The sequence below is a fragment of the Telluribacter humicola genome (assembly GCF_017355935.1).
Classification (GTDB): Bacteria; Bacteroidota; Bacteroidia; order Cytophagales; family Spirosomataceae; genus Telluribacter; species Telluribacter humicola.
Window position 1 is genome coordinate 1,955,838 of sequence record NZ_JAFIQT010000001.1, and the last position, 19,900, is coordinate 1,975,737.

Annotated in this window: 15 protein-coding genes; 5 read left to right on the forward strand and 10 right to left on the reverse strand. The window is 49.9% G+C overall.

Annotated features, from left to right (window positions below):
* Nucleotides 1–60 precede the first annotated feature (60 nt).
* From JUB14_RS08375 to rsmA, 6 genes are all read right to left on the reverse strand, one after another.
* Nucleotides 61–384 carry a nucleotide pyrophosphohydrolase gene (locus JUB14_RS08375; protein WP_207505409.1) on the reverse strand — a complete coding sequence of 108 codons (324 nt, stop codon included), beginning with the start codon at nt 382–384 and terminating at the stop codon, nt 61–63.
* A gap of 269 nt (nt 385–653) precedes the next feature.
* A complete protein-coding gene (locus JUB14_RS28085; protein WP_207505410.1) occupies nt 654–908 on the reverse strand; it encodes a transposase in 255 nt (84 codons plus the stop codon).
* A gap of 11 nt (nt 909–919) precedes the next feature.
* The gene (locus JUB14_RS08385) at nt 920–1,582 is read right to left on the reverse strand and encodes an IS110 family transposase (protein ID WP_207505411.1); all 663 of its coding nucleotides are present in this window, start codon (nt 1,580–1,582) and stop codon (nt 920–922) included.
* A 244-nt stretch (nt 1,583–1,826) separates the two neighbouring features.
* Nucleotides 1,827–2,279 carry a D-aminoacyl-tRNA deacylase gene (gene dtd / locus JUB14_RS08390; protein ID WP_207505412.1) on the reverse strand — a complete coding sequence of 151 codons (453 nt, stop codon included), beginning with the start codon at nt 2,277–2,279 and terminating at the stop codon, nt 1,827–1,829.
* Nucleotides 2,280–2,428: 149 nt separating this feature from the next.
* Nucleotides 2,429–3,781 carry a magnesium transporter gene (gene mgtE / locus JUB14_RS08395; RefSeq protein WP_207505413.1) on the reverse strand — a complete coding sequence of 451 codons (1,353 nt, stop codon included), beginning with the start codon at nt 3,779–3,781 and terminating at the stop codon, nt 2,429–2,431.
* A gap of 22 nt (nt 3,782–3,803) precedes the next feature.
* Nucleotides 3,804–4,607 carry a 16S rRNA (adenine(1518)-N(6)/adenine(1519)-N(6))-dimethyltransferase RsmA gene (gene rsmA, locus JUB14_RS08400; RefSeq protein WP_229367588.1) on the reverse strand — a complete coding sequence of 268 codons (804 nt, stop codon included), beginning with the start codon at nt 4,605–4,607 and terminating at the stop codon, nt 3,804–3,806.
* Nucleotides 4,608–4,718: 111 nt separating this feature from the next.
* Here rsmA and JUB14_RS08405 point away from each other — a divergent pair, with 111 nt between their 5' ends.
* Nucleotides 4,719–8,333: a PAS domain S-box protein gene (locus tag JUB14_RS08405; RefSeq protein WP_207505414.1), complete on the forward strand. Its 3,615-nt coding sequence runs from the start codon at nt 4,719–4,721 to the stop codon at nt 8,331–8,333.
* Nucleotides 8,334–8,339: 6 nt separating this feature from the next.
* On the opposite strand, the gene JUB14_RS08410 is transcribed toward JUB14_RS08405, so the two are convergent.
* On the reverse strand, nt 8,340–8,936 hold the full coding sequence (locus tag JUB14_RS08410) for a DUF1684 domain-containing protein (protein ID WP_207505415.1): 597 nt from the start codon (nt 8,934–8,936) through the stop codon (nt 8,340–8,342).
* 293 nt (nt 8,937–9,229) lie between these two features.
* Between JUB14_RS08410 and JUB14_RS08415 the strand changes: the two genes are divergently transcribed.
* From JUB14_RS08415 to JUB14_RS08430, 4 genes are all read left to right on the forward strand, one after another.
* The gene (locus JUB14_RS08415; RefSeq protein WP_207505416.1) at nt 9,230–9,610 is read left to right on the forward strand and encodes a response regulator; all 381 of its coding nucleotides are present in this window, start codon (nt 9,230–9,232) and stop codon (nt 9,608–9,610) included.
* Nucleotides 9,611–9,619: 9 nt separating this feature from the next.
* Nucleotides 9,620–10,381 carry an MBL fold metallo-hydrolase gene (locus tag JUB14_RS08420; protein WP_207505417.1) on the forward strand — a complete coding sequence of 254 codons (762 nt, stop codon included), beginning with the start codon at nt 9,620–9,622 and terminating at the stop codon, nt 10,379–10,381.
* A gap of 123 nt (nt 10,382–10,504) precedes the next feature.
* A complete protein-coding gene (locus JUB14_RS08425; protein ID WP_207505418.1) occupies nt 10,505–11,068 on the forward strand; it encodes a DUF4136 domain-containing protein in 564 nt (187 codons plus the stop codon).
* Nucleotides 11,069–11,265: 197 nt separating this feature from the next.
* On the forward strand, nt 11,266–12,837 hold the full coding sequence (locus JUB14_RS08430) for an NFACT RNA binding domain-containing protein (protein WP_207505419.1): 1,572 nt from the start codon (nt 11,266–11,268) through the stop codon (nt 12,835–12,837).
* 199 nt (nt 12,838–13,036) lie between these two features.
* Here the strand turns inward: JUB14_RS08430 and JUB14_RS08435 are convergent, their stop codons facing one another.
* The 3 genes from JUB14_RS08435 to JUB14_RS08445 all read right to left on the reverse strand — a co-directional run bounded on the left by JUB14_RS08435 (nt 13,037) and on the right by JUB14_RS08445 (nt 19,818).
* Nucleotides 13,037–15,010, reverse strand: a complete 1,974-nt coding sequence (locus JUB14_RS08435; RefSeq protein WP_207505420.1) for an ATP-dependent nuclease — start codon at nt 15,008–15,010, stop codon at nt 13,037–13,039.
* Between the two features lie 204 nt (nt 15,011–15,214).
* Nucleotides 15,215–18,001 (reverse strand): CHAT domain-containing protein, encoded by a 2,787-nt coding sequence (locus JUB14_RS08440; RefSeq protein WP_207505421.1) that lies wholly within the window; start codon nt 17,999–18,001, stop codon nt 15,215–15,217.
* Between the two features lie 11 nt (nt 18,002–18,012).
* Nucleotides 18,013–19,818: a S8/S53 family peptidase gene (locus JUB14_RS08445; protein ID WP_207505422.1), complete on the reverse strand. Its 1,806-nt coding sequence runs from the start codon at nt 19,816–19,818 to the stop codon at nt 18,013–18,015.
* Nucleotides 19,819–19,900: the final 82 nt, after the last annotated feature.

Consider the following 19,900-nt stretch of genomic DNA (forward strand, 5'->3'; position numbering starts at 1 on the left):
TACAAATAGAGCGGGGATGATTGACACCATCAATCATCCCCGCTCTATTTGTACATAAGTTCAAAGCTTCGGGTTCTGCTTATGCCGGTCTTTATCGCGCTGGGTCTTCTTCTCGATATTCTTCTGCAGAGCTTCGGTCAGGTTGACGCCGGTCTGGTTGGCCAGACACATCAGTACCCACAGAACATCCGCCATTTCGTCCCCCAGGTCTTTTCCCAGATCTGATTTTTTGAATGACTGATCGCCGTAGGTGCGGGCCATAATACGAGCCAGTTCCCCTACTTCTTCGGTCAGGATAGCCATGTTAGTCAATTCCGAAAAGTACCGGACGCCGTAGGTCTTGATCCAGTCGTCTACTTGTTGTTGTGCCTCGTCTAGGGTCATTGGGTGAATGAGTGATTTAATGAATGGGGATTGTCGAGTTGCGATTGCAGAATGTCGATTTACTTAATTTATAACTTACTCGACAATCCGAAATCGAAATTCGTAATTAAGAATACTTTCCTGCTTTTCTCCCGCGATTTCTATGGATTAAGCAATAGCCGGGAGATAGTTTTTTTCATATTTTCGATGGTCTCTAACGCACGCAAAGATCCGGTGAATGACCGGGGCGCCGGTGCGACTTGTTACGGACCGCGTTTAATACAGCCATTTTACTTTTTCCGCCTCCGGGCGCCCGGTTCTTTGACTTTTCTTTGATAGTAGTGGGCAAGTTCTCCGTCTTTGCATATAGCAGCCATGGCACCCAGATGAAAAAGCTTCTTCATTCTTTTATTAGCATAATGGCTCACCCTGGCCTTTCCCCTTAGGCTTGTTCCTGAAGAATTCTCAAAAGGAGATACACCTGCATAACAGGCGAACTTTCTAGGGTTGCTAAAAAGCTTGAACTCATTGGTTACCAGAATCATTTCCCAAAAGATTACAGCGCGGCTGCCGCCTCGCCCACTCCATCTACTGAGGTAACTAAGACAAATAACTCATGAAGCACTTCATCGTCCTTTACTAAACCTCTAATCTTTTTTTCCAATATCAGAAGCTGCTTTTCCAGCGCATTCACAGGCTCCTTATTAAGTTTTTTTAGAGCCTTCTGCATGTTCTTGTTGGGCAGAGCAGCTAGTTCTTCGACTGGTACTTTGAGCATATTCTTGGCCAGAAGCAGTCTTTTTCGTAGAGAAACCAGTTGCTTTAACTGCTGCAATACCTCTCGTTCCGGTTGCCAGAGCCGGGCTTTATCAGCGTAGCGAAAAGCATAGTCACTAATTCGGATAGCATCTACTTTATCATTCTTACCTCGCTGCAAGCCAATCGAGCGCTTAATTCTAAGAGATGATTCTAACCATAGCGAACATGACTCTTTGTTTAATAGATTAAGTAAGCACTGACTGTAAAGGCCTGTGTGCTCACAGCACACCAAGCTTTGTCTCAAATCAACTTCTGTGGCTTTACATTTTGCTTTAAACACAGCTAAACCGGAAGCTGTGTTCTCTACTTTTAAGTGAAATAAGAGCCTTGAAGCATCTCTAACAGCGAAATCAAGCGTTCTTTTACTGATGTCCACACCGATAAAAAAGGAAAATTTCATAACTTCACTTTTTAAGGATAAAACAAAAGTGAGAGGGCTACTTTCAAAACCTTGCTAATAGGCCTATAGCCTGAATTTCTATTTGAAGCTTGCCCTTATCAACCGACTTAGGTACTAAATCGCGGGGTGGATCTTATCCAGCGGCGGCCATAGTTCACCTAAGTCGGTATTCTTTTAAAAGTATTACCATTCTTTCTTTTGTACTATCCCCAAAGCTAAAGGCGGCGGCCGCTTTCCTCCTCTTTTATATCCTATTTTTCGAATCAATGATAATGGTAACGGGACCGTCGTTGAGGAGGCTGACTTTCATATCCGCTCCGAACTCGCCGGTCTGGATGGGGGAGACAAGTTCCTGGTTTAGGAATTGGATCATTTGCTCATAGAGGGGAATGGCTACTTCGGGCTTGGCTGCTTCAATGAATGAGGGGCGGTTGCCCTTTTTGGTACTGGCGTGGAGGGTAAACTGGCTAATGAGCAGGATGTTGCCTCCCACCGCTTTCAAGTCCAGATTCATCTTCCCGCCCTCATCTGAGAACACACGCATACCTATGATCTTCTTGCCCAGCCACTCTACATCTTCCCGGGTATCGGTATGGGTGATACCCAGCAGCACCAGAAATCCGGTCTCGATTTGTCCGTGTATAGTGCCTTCGATAGTGACAGAAGCTTCGGTGACGCGTTGTAATACTGCAATCATGGGTTGTCTGATATTAGGTATTAGCTAGTAGGCGTTAGGCCGCTAATTTTGAGATAGTAGTGAGTTTTTTCTTGCGTTTGGCTTGTGAAGTATCCCTTAAGTGTTAAAGTAAATTTATAAGCTAACACCTAATAACTAACAGCTACCAGCTAGAGATCCAACAGCAGGTGGGCCAGGCCAAAGTACACGCCATAGCCGATCAGGTCGTTGGCGGTGGTGATGAAGGGCCCCGAGGCTACGGCCGGATTAATACCTAGCTTATCTAAAAGGATAGGCGTAACAGTGCCCATAAAAGAGGCTAGGAATACCACTGACATAAGTGCCGACGATACCACAATGGCTAGCTGCACCTGATTGCCTATCAATAAGTTAAACCCGAATACGATCACACTGATAATAAGTCCGTTGATAAGAGCGACGGTAAACATCCGGAGCAGACGGGGCCACACCCCCGTATCCAATCCGGACTTATCCGCCAGACTTTGCAGGATGATGGAGGAGGTCTGGATACCAACGTTACCTCCCGTAGAGCCTATAATGGGAATAAAGGCCGCCATGGCAGGTACTATGACCAGATCACCCTCAAAGAAGCTGATAAATTTAGCCGCCAGTATTCCCCCCATGATACCTACCAGGAGCCAGGGCAGACGCGCCCGGGTTTGTTCCCACACGGTGTCATCTTCCTCCACCTCTCCCGTTATACCCGCCATCGCCATAGTGTCCGAACTGGCCTGCTCGGTAATAATATCTACTACGTCATCAATGGTAATCCGGCCTAGTAGCCGTCCCTGTACATTCACCACCGGCAGCGATTCCATGTCGTAGCGCCGCATGAGTTCGGCTACTTCCTCGGCCGGGCGGTAGGTCTCGACAAAGATGATGTCTTTATCGTACAGGCTTTCGATTTTGGTGTACTTCTGGGCCAGTACTATGCGCTTGAGCGAAAGTACTCCCAGTAGGCGATCCGTATCATCCACTACGTACACGGCATATACCTTCTCTACATCTTCGGCCTGCTTGCGCAGCTCTTCGATGCACTGATTTACAGTCCAGTTGACGTTAGCCTTGACCAGCTCCTTCTGCATCAGACCACCGGCTACGTCTTCATCGTAGTGCAGCAGGTCCAGGATAAAGCGGGCCTGTTCGCGGTCTTCCAGCATGGCTATCACTTCCTCCCGGATGCGGATAGGCTGCTCGTTGAGCAAGTCCACCGCATCGTCCGAGTCAAACAAGTTGACGTAGCGGGCTATCTCTTCGGAGGTAAAGTGCTTAAGGAAGTCGCGGCGGTCGTGGGGATCAAAACCGGCCAGGATTTCGGCTCCGACTTTGGTATCCAGCTGGTTGAGTAAGTAGCGCGCGGGTTCCGTATCAAGTTCATAAAGCAGGCTTGTTACGTCGGCAGGATACAATTCTTCCATTTCAGTTCTGAGGCTCGCAGCATCCTGCTTATCGATCAGATTCTGAATGTGCTCTACATACTCTTTGGTCAATTCAAACGTCATAGTACTCTATTCTCAGGTAAGCTTACTCACTAGTAACAGCGGGGGAGCCATCTTCTCCCGGCTGGGCACTACCAATCAGCTGAGTCAGCTCAACAAATTGGGCCACACCCAGCTGCTCCGCCCGCTTGTCAAGCAGCGGATGGTCGGGAAATATTCCCATTGGTTTCAGTGCGTTGCGCAGGGTTTTGCGCCGCTGGTTGAAGGCTGTTTTTACCACGCTGAAAAACAACTTTTCATTGCAGTCCAGATTCGTGGTTTCGTTACGGCGGAGACGGATAATGCCCGATTGTACTTTGGGAGGCGGATCAAAAGCTCCCGGAGGTACAGTAAAAAGGTATTCAATATCGTAGAAAGCCTGTAGCAGCACGCTCAGAATACCATAGTCCTTGCTACAGGGGGGAGAGGCAATACGCTGGGCTACTTCTTTCTGCAGCATACAGACTACCTCCGGTATCCTGTCCCGTATCTCCAGCACCCTGAAGAAAATCTGGGAGGAGATGTTGTACGGGAAATTACCAATAATGGCAAAAGGCTCCTGAAAAACAGTTTGGCTGTTCCACCGCAGGAAATCACCGCCAATGATGCGATCTTCCAGCGACGGATAGTGCTTATTTAGGTATTCGATAGATTCTCTATCAATCTCTATGACATGGGTAGTATATTCCTTGTGCGTCAGGAGGTACTGGGTAAGTACCCCCATCCCGGGGCCTATTTCCAGCACCTGGGTATACTGTTTGTGCAGGGTCAGGCTATCTACGATACGCTCCGCGGCGCGGAGGTCGCGGAGGAAATGCTGACCCAGGTGTTTTTTAGCTCGTACTTTCAAAAGAATCTGGTTTTGATAATGCAGTAACAACGCCTAAAATTACGCCTAAATTCGTAGATTTATCGACTAAAGAATATAACCTGAGTCAGGTTAAGGATTCAAAAGACAATAATGGAAACAATACGATCATTTGCCGACTGGCAATCCATACATAGTACCCTCGAGCATCTCCGTCTGATCGGGATTACCCTGACACCTGACCTGGTGATTAAGTCGGTAAGTCCGTACACCCTCAAGAAGACGGGATGGCTGGAATCTGATCTGGTTGGGTACAGCCTGTTTGACAAGCTGATTCCGGAAGCGGATCAGGATGAGGTACGCGATACGCTGGAAGATGCTATATTCCGTGGTGCCAAGATAGAGCGCCGTGAGATACCTATGCTGGGTCAAAATGGTAGCCCGCGCACCATGTCTGTCAACTCAGTACTGATGCAGGAGGTGGATAGCTTGCCAGGAACAATCACGGTAGTAGGTGAGGATATAACCCGGCGGCGGCGGATGGAGTCAGCGCTATCCAAATCCAACTCGCAACTACAGGACCTGGTGGATAACACCAGTGACCTGATCCAGCTCATTACCCTCGAAGGGAAATTTATCTTTGTCAACCGCGCCTGGCGGGAGGTACTGGGCTATGGCCTGGAGGAAATCGCCTCCATGACCATTGCGGATATTCTGCACCCGCAGTTCCGGGAGGAGACCCTGAAGCAGCTAAAGTACATTCAGGAGGGTAATTCGAAGCCTGATTTTGAGACGGTATTTGTCAGCAAGGAAGGTCGTAAGATATTCCTGACGGGTAGTGTCAACTGCCGCTATGATAATGGTAAGCCTACGGCTTTTCGCTGTATTCTGCACGACTTTACCGAAAAGATTCGGGCCGAAAAAGCACAGAGCCTGTACTACAGCATTGCCAACTGGACCATCAGTACCCAGAATCTGGACGACCTGTACCACAACATCCACGAGGAACTAGGCAAGATCATTGATGTTAAAAACTTCTTTATTGCGCTTTACGACCAGCACAAAAGTTTTCTGTCGTTCCCGTACTATGTGGATGAGTACTTCCAGGGCAACTTGCGTTTCACCAAGCGCAAGCTGGGCAATGGTCTGACCGAATTTGCCATCGCCTCTAACCGCCCTCTGTTCCTGTACGAAGAAGATATCGAGCGGCTGGCTACCACCAATAGCCTGTACCTGTACGGGGTAACGCCTAAGGTACTGCTGTGTGTACCTCTGCGGATTGGTGATCGGGTGACGGGTATCATTGGGGTTAAGTCGTACGATAACCCTAATACTTACGATGCCCGTGACCTGGAGCTGCTGGAGTTTATATCGGGTCAGGTAGCGCTGGCTATAGCCCGGAAGCAAAGTGAGGAGGAACTGGCCAAGTACGCGGCCCGCCTCAATGCTATCTTTGACAGTAGCTCCCACCTGATCTGGTCGGTCAATAAGAGCCTGCAGTTGACTTCCTTTAACCGTAACTACGCTGATCTGATCAAGGCACAGTTGAATATGCCTCCTTCGCTCAACGTAAGTACCGAGAAGCTGGGCTGGCGCATGATGGGACCCGAAAACCGCCGCCTCCTTGAGCACCGTTACCGCCAGGCGTTCAGGGGGGAAGCGCAGTACTTCGAGCTTAAAATCGATAAGCGGGGCGGCGGGGACCTTTGGCTGGAGTTTTATCTGAATCCTATTCTATACACAGGAGGGTTGATAGAGGAGGTATCCGGCATAGCCCGCGATATAACACGAAGAAAAAAGGCCGAAATAGACCTGCGACAGAGCGAGGAGGTATTCCGGGGTATTTTCGAAAACCTGCAGGATATCTACGTCCGGATTGATCGCCAGGGACTGATTACCATGGTAAGTCCGTCGGTATTTAAGCGTTCCGGCTACACACCTCAGGAGGTACTGGGGCGCAATATATCCGAATTCTTCATTGAACCGCAACTGATCCACGCGGCCCTGATCCGGCTGCGCCGCGACAAAAGTCTGCGCAACTTTGAGGTACCCCTGCGGGTCAAGGATGGCTCCGAGCGGCAGTTTATGCTGAACATGCTACTCTTCCCCGATGAGAATGGCAAACCGCTGGAAATAGCGGCACTGGCCCGTGATATAACCGAATTGAAGAAAAACGAGCAGGAGCTGCGCAAGGCTAAGGAGCAGGCCGAGCACTCACTGAAAGTGAAGGAAGGCTTCCTGGCCAATATGAGCCACGAAATCCGGACACCTATGAACGGGGTGATCGGAATGATAGACCTGCTGGTAAATACCAGCCTCAACGAAGAGCAGCGCGACTATGTATTGACGATCAAACGCTCTTCCGAAACGCTGCTCCACATCCTGAATGACATCCTGGACTTGTCCAAGATCGAAGCCGGAAAAATGGTACTGCACGAAGCACCGCTGTCACTGGCGGAACTCCTGGAAAAGATGGTGGCGCTATTTGGACAGACGGCCCGTAACAAAGGCAATACCTTGACCTACCACCTGGCACCGGAACTACCAAAGTACATCATAGCTGACCAGACCCGCCTGCTGCAGATCCTGTCCAACCTGACTTCCAACGCCCTGAAATTTACAGAGAACGGGGAGGTACGTATCAAGGTATGCCTGGTAGAAAGCCGGGGCAAGCACCACAAGATCAAGGTAGAGGTATATGACTCGGGTATTGGTATTTCGGAAGAAGACCAGAGGCTGCTCTTTACCTCATTTACCCAGTTGGATAATTCGTCCCGGAAGACGTTCGGTGGTACCGGTCTGGGACTGGCTATATCCCGTCGGCTATGCCAGCTGATGAACGGAGATATTGGTGTGGAATCCAACGTGGGAGAAGGTAGCATGTTCTGGTTTACGTTTGAAACCAAAGAAACCAGTATCTCACCCGCTTCTGTCGGGAACAAGGACGATGAAGTATCTTTCAACAATATATTTAGTAAGTATCACCCACGTATCCTGCTGGTGGATGATAACCTGGTCAACCGGAAGGTAGCCAGCGAAATCCTTAAAAAAGCAGGCTGTGACGTAGTTACTGCCGAGGATGGATTTGAAGCCATCAGAAAGGTGGAGGAGGTATTCGCCACGCCTGACGGCTACTTTGATATCCTGTTCATGGATATTCAGATGCCCGATATGGACGGAGTCGAAACGACCCGTGAGCTCCGGAAAATGTTCGGCAAGAGGCTGCCGCCCATTATAGCCATGACAGCCTACTCCATGAAAGAGGACCGTGACCGGTTTATGAGCCAGGGAATGGACGACTATATACCCAAACCCATCCGGGCCCAGCAACTGGTGAGCAAGGTAAAGGATGTCATTGGTGGGGCAAATAACCGCAAGCTGGGACATAAACAGCAGGAGATAGCGCAGGAAATAGCGCTGCCGGTGCTGGATCGTACCATCGTGGACCAGTTGAAAAATATTGGCGGCGACGACCTGGTACGTTCCATCTACGAAGAGTTTGTATCCGAGTCGACGGAACTGGTCAATGAAGCCATCAGCGCCTTTGATCGTGATGATATTCCTACGGTCAAGAGCAACCTGCATACGCTCAAAGGCAGCGCTGGTACGGTAGGTGTCATGCAGGTGGCCGAGATAGCCCGCGAGGCCGAAGGCCGGCTGAAGGTCAATGATACCAGTACCCTGTCCGAAGCCCTGCCCCAGCTCCAGAAAGCCTTCCAGGTCTTCCTGAGCTGTTTTGAGCAGAAGCTGGATGAATGGCTGGCCTAGGGACTATTAGTGAGCTTTGCCGTAGGTCTTTTCGCCGGCCTCAACCGCTACCTTGAGGTTGTTTTCTTTCGGTGGGATGGGGCAGCTGTACCCGTCGCTGTACGCGCAGTAGGGGTTATAAGCCTTGTTAAAGTCCAGCAATAAGCGTTTTTCCTTTATGTCCTTGAGGCGGAGGTCCAGATAACGGCCTCCGCCGTAGGTACTCTGGCCGTTGGTCATATCCTTGAAGGGGATAAACAGGTAGTCGCGGTACTGCGGTAGCTGACGCAGGCTCAGGCTTTGGTACACGGCCAGCTTCTGGGGCTTACCCTCCAGCTGAAAGTGTAGTTCACCGTATTTGACATAGGTCTTCTTCTTGCCGTCGTAGGTGGGCATCTCGAAGGGTTCGCTTTTGGGCGTAGCGACAAAGCGGGCCTCTACCTGATAGGCTATATTGGGGTTGTAAAAGCGCAGCCCATCCAGGTCTTCTTTTTTTAGGGGGGAGTTAGGCGTAGTCAGGAATTCCTCCATGTACTCATCGCGGTGGACGGCGATGTCCTCCTCGTAGTCTTGAGCAAACAGAGGGCTGGATAAGAGTAAAAAGAGGAACAGGTAGCGTAGCATAGCAGTAGATTAACGAAATAGTAAAGTTGATAGGATATGCCTGTAAAGCAGGTGTTGAGACTTGGCCAGGGAGATGATCCGTATGGTTGTAAATAGTTAAAAGTTACTATATTAGACTCTGGATAGCAGTGATAGAAAGGGTTTCTGTCAGGATAAATAAGTACGTGAATATCAGGTAATGTTCACAAAAAAACGGATGAATTTTACCAATAAAGGTTGGCTTACTTGCTTACTAATTCGAAATATACCTAAATTCACCATGTCAATTGTATAAACAAACCCGACAATTCAACATGTCTTATACCAAACGTGTATTGATAGCCGAAGATAGCTCGGTTATTCAAAATCTAGCTCGTAAAATCCTTGAATTCCAGAATTACGAGATCACTGCCGTTAAAAATGGTGAGCAGGTATTACAGCTTCTTGAGAAAGAAAACTTTGATATTATCCTTCTTGATATAAATATGCCGATCATGGATGGTATGGAATGTGCCCGTGCTGTTCGTGCTCTTGGTGATCCCCAAAAGGCTATGACGCCAATCGTTGCCATCACCGGTAACGCCAAAAATTATTCCGACGAAGACTTCAAAGAGGCAGGCTTTAACGATGCCCTCATGAAACCACTCAACTTTGACCGCCTGGTTGAAGTAGTGGCGCATCATACTGATAAGTAAGCAGATTACATGAGGGTTACTTTCCTTGGAACCGGTACGTCGCAGGGGGTACCTGTTATCGCCTGCGACTGTGCCGTTTGTCGTTCACTAGACTACCGCGACAAACGGTTGAGGGTATCGGTGTGGCTGGAGGTACAGGGAAAGTCCTTTGTTATTGATACCGGTCCGGACTTCCGGCAGCAGATGCTGCGGGCGAGGGTCCGTACGCTGGATGCCGTTGTATTTACCCACCAGCACAAGGATCACGTAGCCGGTCTGGATGATGTACGAGCCTTTAACTTCCGCCAGCGCAGGGACATGCCACTCTACGGCCGGCAGGAGGTACTGAACCAGATCGAGCGTGAGTTTTACTACGCCTTCGAGGAGGACCGCTACCCCGGTGTGCCTCACCTGAATCTTCTCCCCATTACAAACCAGCCCTTTGAGATAGAAGGGGTCCTTTTTACACCCATTGAGGTTATGCACGGCCGGTTGCCTGTTTACGGCTTCCGGGTTGGCGACTTTACCTACATTACCGACGCCAACTACATCTCCGAGCAGGAACTTGAAAAAGTCAAAGGTTCCAAAGTACTGGTCCTGGATGCCCTTCAGCGTGAGCCTCACATTTCTCATTTTACACTTCCGCAGGCTATTGAGCTTATCAACCGCCTGGACGTGCCCGTTTCCTATCTTACCCACCTAAGCCACCGCATGGGCCTGCACGAGGCCGTCGAGGCGGAGCTTCCTCCCCACATCCGCCTGGCCTTTGATGGCCTTACGCTGGAGGTATAATAATTTACTCTTTTACTGCTCAGGTTAGGTGCCGATAGAGATTTCTATGGGGCACTATATGCTTGGTATTTATGTTATTTCGTTATAATAACAACTATTATTTATTACATAACCGTGCAGAAGATGAGAGGAGTAACAACTTATATATTTGCGTTGATCAGTATGCTGGCCGTTGCCTCGTGCAGCCCACGGGTGCGGGTCGTAGATGCCCATAAAGCCCAGGAGCTTAACGCGGCTCAGTACCCAACATTCGGGTTTGGTGAGATAAACATTGAAGGCGATAGCCTTCCCCTGCCGGGCCAGGTACGACTCAATAATAGCATCAACATGATGAAGGATGCCATTGCGCGTAACCTGCGAAGCAAGGGGATGCAGCAAAGCCTCGATCCGGCTCTGAAAATCAACATCAGCCTGGCTGTAGACGAGAAAATCCAGACTCGCCAGACTAACTTTGCCAACGATGGTGCACCACGCTACGTGGGCCAGTACCGCTGGAGATGGCAGGTAGAGGAGAAGGAAGTAGGCCGCTACGATATGGGCAGGCTTTCCCTCGAAATGGTGGATGCCGATGACAATTCGGTAGTGCTGAAGTCTGTAGCCGAAGGTGTACTGCCTAAGAAGATGGAGAAACTGGAGTACACCATTGAAGAGGCCGTTCAGCGGATGATTGCTCAGAGTGATAAGTAAAGGAGGAGGGGAGGAAAGAAGGAATGGAGTAAAGTGTCATGTTTGAATATTTTCTTTTTTTTCATTCCCACCAATGAATAATTCAGTTAGACGAGGCGCAGGAAACTGAGCCTCGTTTACTTATAGCTTAAGGCATAAAGCTTAGAGCTCAAATCAAAACCCCTACCTTTGCGGCTGAACCCAGGTACCTACAACTCGTGCATCAGAATTATTACTTTCTACGTCAACTGGCTCCCCGTCTTCACAACGAGATCAGTGGCAAGCGCTTTATGGAAGCTTTCAGCCAGGAAAAGGATGAGATCATCCTGGTGTTTGCCGAGGCGCGGGGTAAGCTTAACTACTACAAGCCCTTCTTCATCAAGGCGTCGCTACGCTCCGACTTCGCCAGTCTGACTTTTCCTGACCAGTTTGATCGCGCCCGCCGCAATAGTGTAGATTTGTTCACGGACTTGTACGACCGGCCGGTTACTGAAGTGAAGTCTTACCTGAACGAGCGCGCTTTGGGTATAGAACTGGAAGGCGGTGATGCACTGGTGTTCAAGCTCTTTGGTAACCGTTCCAATATTATTCATTTTGATAATGCAGGGCAGGCCGTAGACCTGTTTAATAACAAGCTGGTAGCCGATCAGCAGATTCAGCACAGTCAGCTCACCCGACCGTTGGACCAAAGCTACGAAGCCTACGAGCAACAGGAGTTTCGACATGAGGTCCTGTACCCAACCTTTGGGAAGGAAGTAAACGCGTATCTGAAAGAGCAAATGTCCGGTATATCCGAGCCTAAAGAGCGCTGGGCGGTTATCCAGCAGGTGGTAAGTGAGCTCGAAAATCCAGACGGCTACTACCTGACTATTCTCAACTATACGCCTTTCCTGTCGCTGCTGCCGATGGGAGAGGTCCGGGATACGTATACCGATCCTCTCGAAGCGCTGAACCGCTACTACTACGCCCACGTCCGGATGAGCAATGTGGAGCGGGAGAAAGGGGAGATAGTTCGTCTGCTCCGCAAGCGGCTCCAGCAGACCGAAAGGTACCTCGAGAACAACTTCCAAAAGCTCATAGAACTGGAAGAAGGCGGAATGAACGAAGAGATGGGCCATATACTAATGGCCAACCTGCACCTGGTACCCGAGCGGGCCGAGCGGGTGGAGCTGTACGACTTCTACCGCGACCAGCCTATTACAATCAAGCTCAAGAAGGACCTGTCGCCGCAGAAAAACGCGGAGATGTACTATCGAAAGGCCAAGAACGAGAAGATCGAAATAACGAAGCTACAGGAGAGCTCCGAAGCGCGCGAGCAGGAACTCCAGCAACTACATATTCACCTGGAAGCAATCGGGGGTATGGAACAGTTACGCGAGCTACGGGCCTACATCAAAAAACACAGTCTCAAACAAACTACCAATGCCCCGTTGCAGGGAGATCTTTTTAAGAAGGTTGAGTACCAGGGCTATACTATACTGATAGGACGCAACGCCAAGAACAACGACCTGCTCACGCGGCAGTACGCATATAAGGAAGACCTGTGGCTGCACGCCCGCGACGTATCGGGCTCGCACGTGGTAGTCAAGCACCAGGCGGGTAAGAATTTTCCGGCACCGGTCATCGAGCGGGCCGCACAACTGGCCGCCTGGTATTCCAAGCGACGCACCGATACGCTTTGTCCTGTCATTGTCACGCCCAAGAAGTTTGTCCGCAAGCCCAAGGGGCTGGCCGAGGGAGCTGTCATAGTTGACAAGGAAGAAGTAGTACTGGTGGAACCACAGGGGTAAAAAATAAAGAACCACCCTATCAGAGCGGTTCTTTAAAGTCTTATTGGTCAGTTGTTGTTAATGAAATCTTAGTTCTGGCGGGAATAGTTAAACGTATAACCCTTCCAGGTGCAAGATTGTTTGTCATTCTCAGGCCTGGTACCTGCAAAAGGTAATCAGCCCCAATCAGTGAAACCAAAAGAGGAAAGGCCCAGTGCTTTTACTGCTGCTCGCCCTCCCCATAGAGCTTTTTCTTGATGTCCGAGATCCAGCCCGGTTCCTGGTTATCTGCGAATAAGGACTGCTGAGCTATTTCAATGTACTTCTTGGCAAACCATACTTTATTGGAGCCGGAGTTGGAGTCAAAAAAATCTTTGATGTACTGGCGGTCGGTGCGGCGCAGGTCCAGGAAGTCGGATGAGCTAAGAGCTCCATCCAGCAGGGGGTACTCTTTCAGAATGTTGGCCAGGTTTTCATCTTCGGACGAAAATTCCATCAGAGTCTGGTAAAAAATAACCGGGTCCAGGCAGTCTTCGATTTCAGTCGGGGGGCTTGTCTGGTTACTGTTGATGTCGACAAGCTCCGTGCCGCTCCCCTCTACGTTCAGTAACCGCTCGAAGAACAGATTTTTGTTTCGTGCGTAGTCTACTTCCACCCGCTCCTGGTCGGTGTCTATGAGACAGTATACTTTGCCCCGGATGGCGTAGTCCGGGTCCTGCATCGGAAATTTGAGGTAGTCGTATATTTTCTTGACTTCGCGATATCCACCAACCGGCAGGATCCGGAGGCTTTTGCTCTGAATTTCCTCCTGAAAGTAGTACTCAAAGTAGATCTTCTCCGAAATGCCTTCGCAGATGATCCAGTAGTACGGGTCTTCCTGTAGCAGCGTAAATACGATGGACTGTACCAGGTCATTATAACTCTTGATGTTGTAGTCGACCGGCAGTGGACCTTTCACCCGGGAACGGGCGTTGGTGATAGCCTCCCGGTAGTTGTACAGGTCAAAAAAGCTGACGGTCACACTACTGTCCGTCCCTGATTTCAGCGAGGTGGCGCTGCCGTGGGTCACAATGGGCAGGTACCCGTACCAGTGCGTCGAAATCAGGATCTGGTGGTTCTGTCTACTGATGCCGATCAGCTTCTCAAATTGCTCAAAGCAGTTGGATATATGCAGGGAAGCCTCCGGCTCGTCAATGGCCAGGATCAGGTTCGAGTCCCGGTCGGTATTCTTTACCAGGAACGAGTACGCAATATCAATCAGGGCCTTCCGCTTTTCCCCGGAGCTCAGCTCACTGACAGGTATGCGTCCAGTGCCGCCCTCAGTAATCTTATTGAGTACCTTGATGGAGAAGTAGGCCTCGATGATCTTCGAGACCAGGTCCGGCATCGTCAGGCTATTCTTGTAGTGCCCTTTGTACTCATAGGTTTCCAGTACCCCCTCAATATCTTTGATAAACTCGTCCAGGTCATTGTTGATCTGCCGGAGCGTGCTGGGTTTTATGGCCTTCACAATTACATTCTGGATATTGCGGTCCATGAGCTTCTGCATGTCCTGCGTTTCCAGCTTGGTGTAGGTATTGACATCCGTCTCTACCGGTATGTAGATGTAGGAGTAATGGCTGTTGATGTAGTCATAAAAGCCGCTGAAGTACGTCTGAATGTCTTCCTCCTTGAACTCCTTATCGGCTTTGCCGCCAATAAAGTCCAGGCTGTGGTGAAAAGGACCGAAGTAGATTTCGTTCTCGTCGAACTTCTTGCCAATAATCAGCAGCAGGTACTCCTCCTGATCAAACCGGGTACTTAGCTCCTGCTTATACTGCTGAAAAGCCCCTAGTACTCCCTCTGCATCTTCCGGGGCCTCGGACTTCCACAAGTAGTCGGAAAGCTTTTTGGCTTTCTTGTAAAGTGCTGATTCTTCCTTGGTACTCTTACGGAGGGAATCTTTCCGGATGGCGAATACAGGGGCCAGGTAGGGGAAGTTGTCGCCACTGATGCCTTCTGCTTTGGCTTCGTTGTTGATGGGCCAGTCAATAAAAAACCTCCTGTCAAAAGCAATATCCAGTGCTTCCAGAATGGTACTCTTCCCCACGCCGTTATCACCAATAATGCTCGAAAACCCGCTACCACTCGACAAGGGAATAAAATGGTCACCCCGGAACACTTTAAAATGTCTTATAAAAAGAGAAATAATCATACAGTCTGCTAAAAGAGTATACAGCCTGACCGTCACAACCTGAATAGATCGGTCAGAGCCTGGCCCGCAGATGAAACTGTACAGCCTCGTAAAGGTTTGGGAAGGGGTAGGTACTAAATAGTCTTTTACTTCATTAGCTAGTGAGTTTTCTTGTGGAGATGTTGATGCATTGCGATGAATTCTTAAATTCTAAATTAGATAGTCTCAATGCCTGATCCTTGGCATCAAACTTCGCTTTCTCTTCATGAAGTACCTGGGCACCCCAATCAAACCAACCAATAAGAGCAACACCAGCGTAGCTGCTCCTACGGTCGCGTATGAATGTACTGGAATCGGGTCGGTGCGGCCTACCAGTACTACCCCCGCCCAAGCGTAGGGGTGTTGGTTGCCCTGACTGGCGGTGGCGAGCCACTCGACCTGAGCTTTCTGCAGGGCCAGGTCCAGGGGGAGTTCATCGGCTATGGACTGGTAAAAGAGTTCGTTTAGGCCGTACATGGCTTTGGTTTCGACGCTCCATAGGGTAGTAAGGGTTGTGGGGATGCCCAGGCTGGCAAAGCCCCGTGCCAGGCTGAATACGCCTTCGCCCCGCTGGTGCTTGCCGATGCCGGTTTTGCAGGCCGAAAGTACCAGGAGCCGCGTACGAAACTCCCGAACCGCCGCCAGATCGGGCAGACTCAACACCGAGTCGGCAAAGTAGAGCTGCGGTGTGCGGGCACTGTCGGCCTCGGCGTGGGTGAATAGCTGCACGATGCGGTAATCGGGGGCCTGCTCCACAAAGGCGTGGCGGGTAGCGGCCTGCCGGGTCAGGCTTCGGGGAAACAGGAAGTGCTTCTGGATCTTTTCCAGGGCCAGGTCGGAGCGGGGTAAGGTAGCCTGCTGTAACCTTTTGTACTCGACCGGAGCCATGCCCAGGAACGTCTTGTCGCTCCACCAACCGGACCGGAGTTCCGGAGCTGCTTCCAGAAAACGAGCCGAGTAGGTATAGCTCAGGGCGTGGTGCCGGATGAGGTAGTCGGGTTGCTGGGGTGAAAGGCTCAGCGCGGCAAACGGAATAAAGTCGCCATCGGGTGATATAATAAGTCGGGTACCCTTTGGTATAGCAAAGGGCGCTATCAGGTGCCGGTACATACCATGCGCCACCTCCAGGTAGTGATTGAAGCGGCGGTTCTGTTGCTCCCGGCTAACGAGCAATGCACTTAGCTCCTGCTGGATCCGGAGGTATTCACTCTGGTTTAGCTTCCTGAATGTGACCTGCTGCGGACTGATGTAGATCCCGTAAAGAGCACTATCGCCTGCAAAGTAGGTCAGAAAAGCCTGGCTGGCCCCTTCGGAAGCGGTTAACTGTTGGCGCAGACTATTCAGATCGGGTACGTGACGGTCGTACTTGTAGCGGTAGTACTGAGGATTGTTGCTTTCCAGGGTTTTTATGAATAGGTCCTGCTCTTTCTGGGTTTCGAGTAGTTGAGTACGGAGCCTGGGCAGTGATGTGTCCGAAGATGGCTTTTGGCTAAGCTGAATCTGTAGAGAAGCGATCTGCTTCCGTAACCATTTTTCCTGTTCCAGTTCTTCGGGCTTGAGCAACTGGTTGGCATTCAGTTCGTTGAGTTTGTCGCTCAGGAGTACCGCCCGGCTTTTCTCAAAAAAGTACAGTGCAGACGCCGGATCATTGAGCAGGTAACAGGTGTGGATGGCTTTTTCGTACATGCTCCGGGTTTTCTGCCGCCAGAACAGCTTGGAGCCTTCCTGGGTGTGCTCCCACCGCATGTAGTCAATCATGCTGTCGGCCAGCATGTAGGTACGTAGCGCGTGCCGCAGTTTGGTACGATCATTCTGCTGCGATTGGGCATACCGGAGCCAGGTATCGGCCTTATCCTGAACATTGACCAGAAAAGACTCCTTCTGGAACTCAGAACGGATAGTCTGCGCGGAAGGCAGAGAGGTGCGTTGAGTATCGGTGTAGGCGATGGAGAGTTTGGTAAGACCACGCTGGTGGTACTGCAGGGCCCTCTCGAACTGGTTCATCCGGCTATAAGTCAGGCCGATGTTGTCCAGTAAGATACTCGTACTGGACTGACTTTTGTTGAGCCGTAGGGCTTCCTGGTAGTAGGTAAGCGCTTTGCTATTGTGACCGATCATATAGTAATGCTCACCCAGTGAATTAGCAAAGTCAGAAAGATCTTCGTGGCCGTTTTTCCGGGCTATGTGATAAGCCAGAAGATAGTGTTTCAGGCCTTCCTCCGCTCGTCCCATTTCTCTGAGAATACGTCCCATCAGTCGCTCCTGAGAGGCATACGCCTCATATGATTTGGGGTATTTTCGAATCAGTGCGATGGCAGGTTCAAGAGTCCGTCTGGCTTCCTCATACCGTCGCAACTCAGTCAGGGCCTGACTTTTCTGGTGAAGAAGTTCAAAGGTGGCCATATCATTCCTCATTGCTACCACTATTTTCTCTCCCTGTTCAGCGTATAGTAACGATTTTTCGTAATCACCCTTTATGGAGTAGTAGTAGATGATGTAGGGGTACGCCAGGGCCGCCCAACGCCTTGCCTCCGGGTGAGGCTGGCCTATTTCGGTAGCTTTTAGTAGGTATTGGATGGATTGCTCTTCTTCGTTGGCGTGGCTAAGAGTGGCTCCCAGCCGGAAGTACGACATAGCCAGTGCGCTGGTTTTGAGACGCAAATTTGGTTTTTTATACAGGGCAATGACCTCCTGTACATAGCGAATGGCAGGAGCGGTGTCATGGAATAGGATGTGCGTATAGGCCAGCTGGTTGAGCGCGGCTACGTAGCTCGAATCGGCCCGGCCGTGGCAGCGCTGCCAGCGGCCGAGCCAGCTACGTAGTTGTATTTGCTGCTGTACTCTCGACGCACTATCCTGTCGGTCGGGCAGGAGAGGCTGCAACTCGGTGTGGAGTTGCAGCCGGGAGGGGCATTGAGCCAGCCCCGTCACTACCGTACACAATAGACCCAAACTAATCAGCAGCGTACGCATGGCAGAAGGGGTTAAGGACGTTCAAACGATACTACTCCCGGAATAGGGTGAGCTAAGAGATACTCGATAGCATCGGATCTGGTCGTAATGGTATTGGGTGCGGTAGCCAGCACGGCGGCGGCGTAAGGCACCGCGAATGAGGTACCCTGGAGCCGTGCACCGCCTTCCATCAGAAGAACTGACAGGAAACCATCGGGAAACGCAGAACGAGCCTTGATAGAAACAGCATCGCCCCGATTGCCTACGATGTCCCCAGCACTGTAGGCTGAGGTAACCGTGATTACTCTCTCCAGGCCGCCTCTTTCAGCAGGTAGCCCGAAGCTGGCCGGATACAGCGGACGTTCATTAAGATCCCACCCCTGATTGCCTGCTGCTGCTACTACCCATATTTTATGGGTTTCAGTAATAGTCTTCAACTTCTGGTAAAGCATATACCGCCCCGCATTACTTAGTGATCCGCTAAAGCTGGCATTTATGATCTTAATATCTACACCTGCTTTTTTGCTGGCTATGATGTAATTGCAGCCACTCAGTACATCAAATAAAGTACCCACCCCCCCGTAGTTGAAAACCTTAACGGGCAGTACCTGATTCGCCGGCTCCGATACCCTGGGATAGGGATAATTGATAATAGCAGATACAAGAGTGCCGTGTCTGCCGGCCTTTTTAACCACTACGTCACCTTCCACTTTAACATCTACAAGGTTGTCGTCATAGGGACTTGCCATAATCTGGGCGGTCGTGTACTGCCGTAAAACCCGTAGCTGCTCAATGTAGACAGGTTTGAGTAAGTAGTCGGTAACGCCACAAAAGCCAAAGTTCTTGACAGGTACGCACTCGCTGTTACGTGCCTTCGCTATAAGAAAATATCTTTGATGCTTGATCCTGTCGAAATGGATAAAGTACCTACCCTTCTTTCTCTTTCTGCATACTATGCTATTCCATTTATAGGCTAGTCCTGTATCCATTACGGCTACAATAGGCCGGATTGGTTTGTGGGTATCTAACCAATCACTATAGAACTGGCTGTCATTAGTAGCCAAAGACCCTCTGATCGTAAATGGTTTAAAGTCTGAGTCATAGGCGTAAATTACCTCTCCGGATGCCTGTGGGGGATAAGTTGGCTTGGATTTGACCTCATGGTTGACTAATAGAAGATTATCAGCCTGCACATTTACAAATGAGAGCTCAATGTCACCCGGAGGAGTGGCATATACTTCATCCCATTCTACAAGAATATTTACACTAGGCTTTCCTAATTCAAATTCTTCTATGTCATTCAGGCAGTCGTTTATACGAATAACTCTGAATAGTACCTCCTTATTGGGATTGGATTTAAACCTTCCAATGAAGGTGATTTCTTTATCATGTACTGGTCGTTTCGGCTTTTTCTTTAAGCCAGCTTTTTCCTCTTCACTGTGCCTGAGCTCCCAGTCTATTTTGGCTTCCAGAAACTGAATGAGGCTCTTAAGGTAGTCAAGTGCGGTATTCAGCGAATCGGTTAACTGAGAATCATCTTTCTGTGAAGGTCCCTGATGGTGTACCTCATTATCATTTTTAGATACCAGTTCTCTTAAATCTTTCGGATGAAGCGTTAGTACTTTCTGGTTGGGAATAACATAGTAGACATTTTCAGGCTCATTAGCATTTCCACCATTAGGGTTTCCGGGCTTTCCCTTGTAGGCGTTATCTGGTTTTCCATGGCCAGGAATATCATCGGGACGTCCTTCCAGTTTTTCAACTCTCTTTTGTACGGGCGTGAAAATTGCCAGATCAGCAAGTTCCTCTGCGCTGAGTTTGTCTAAGTCTTTTACCATCTCTTATCAAGGTTAGTGTGGGTATAGGATTGATAGTGTACTGGCTAAGTATGGGCACTTCTACTGGTATCTGCAATACTCT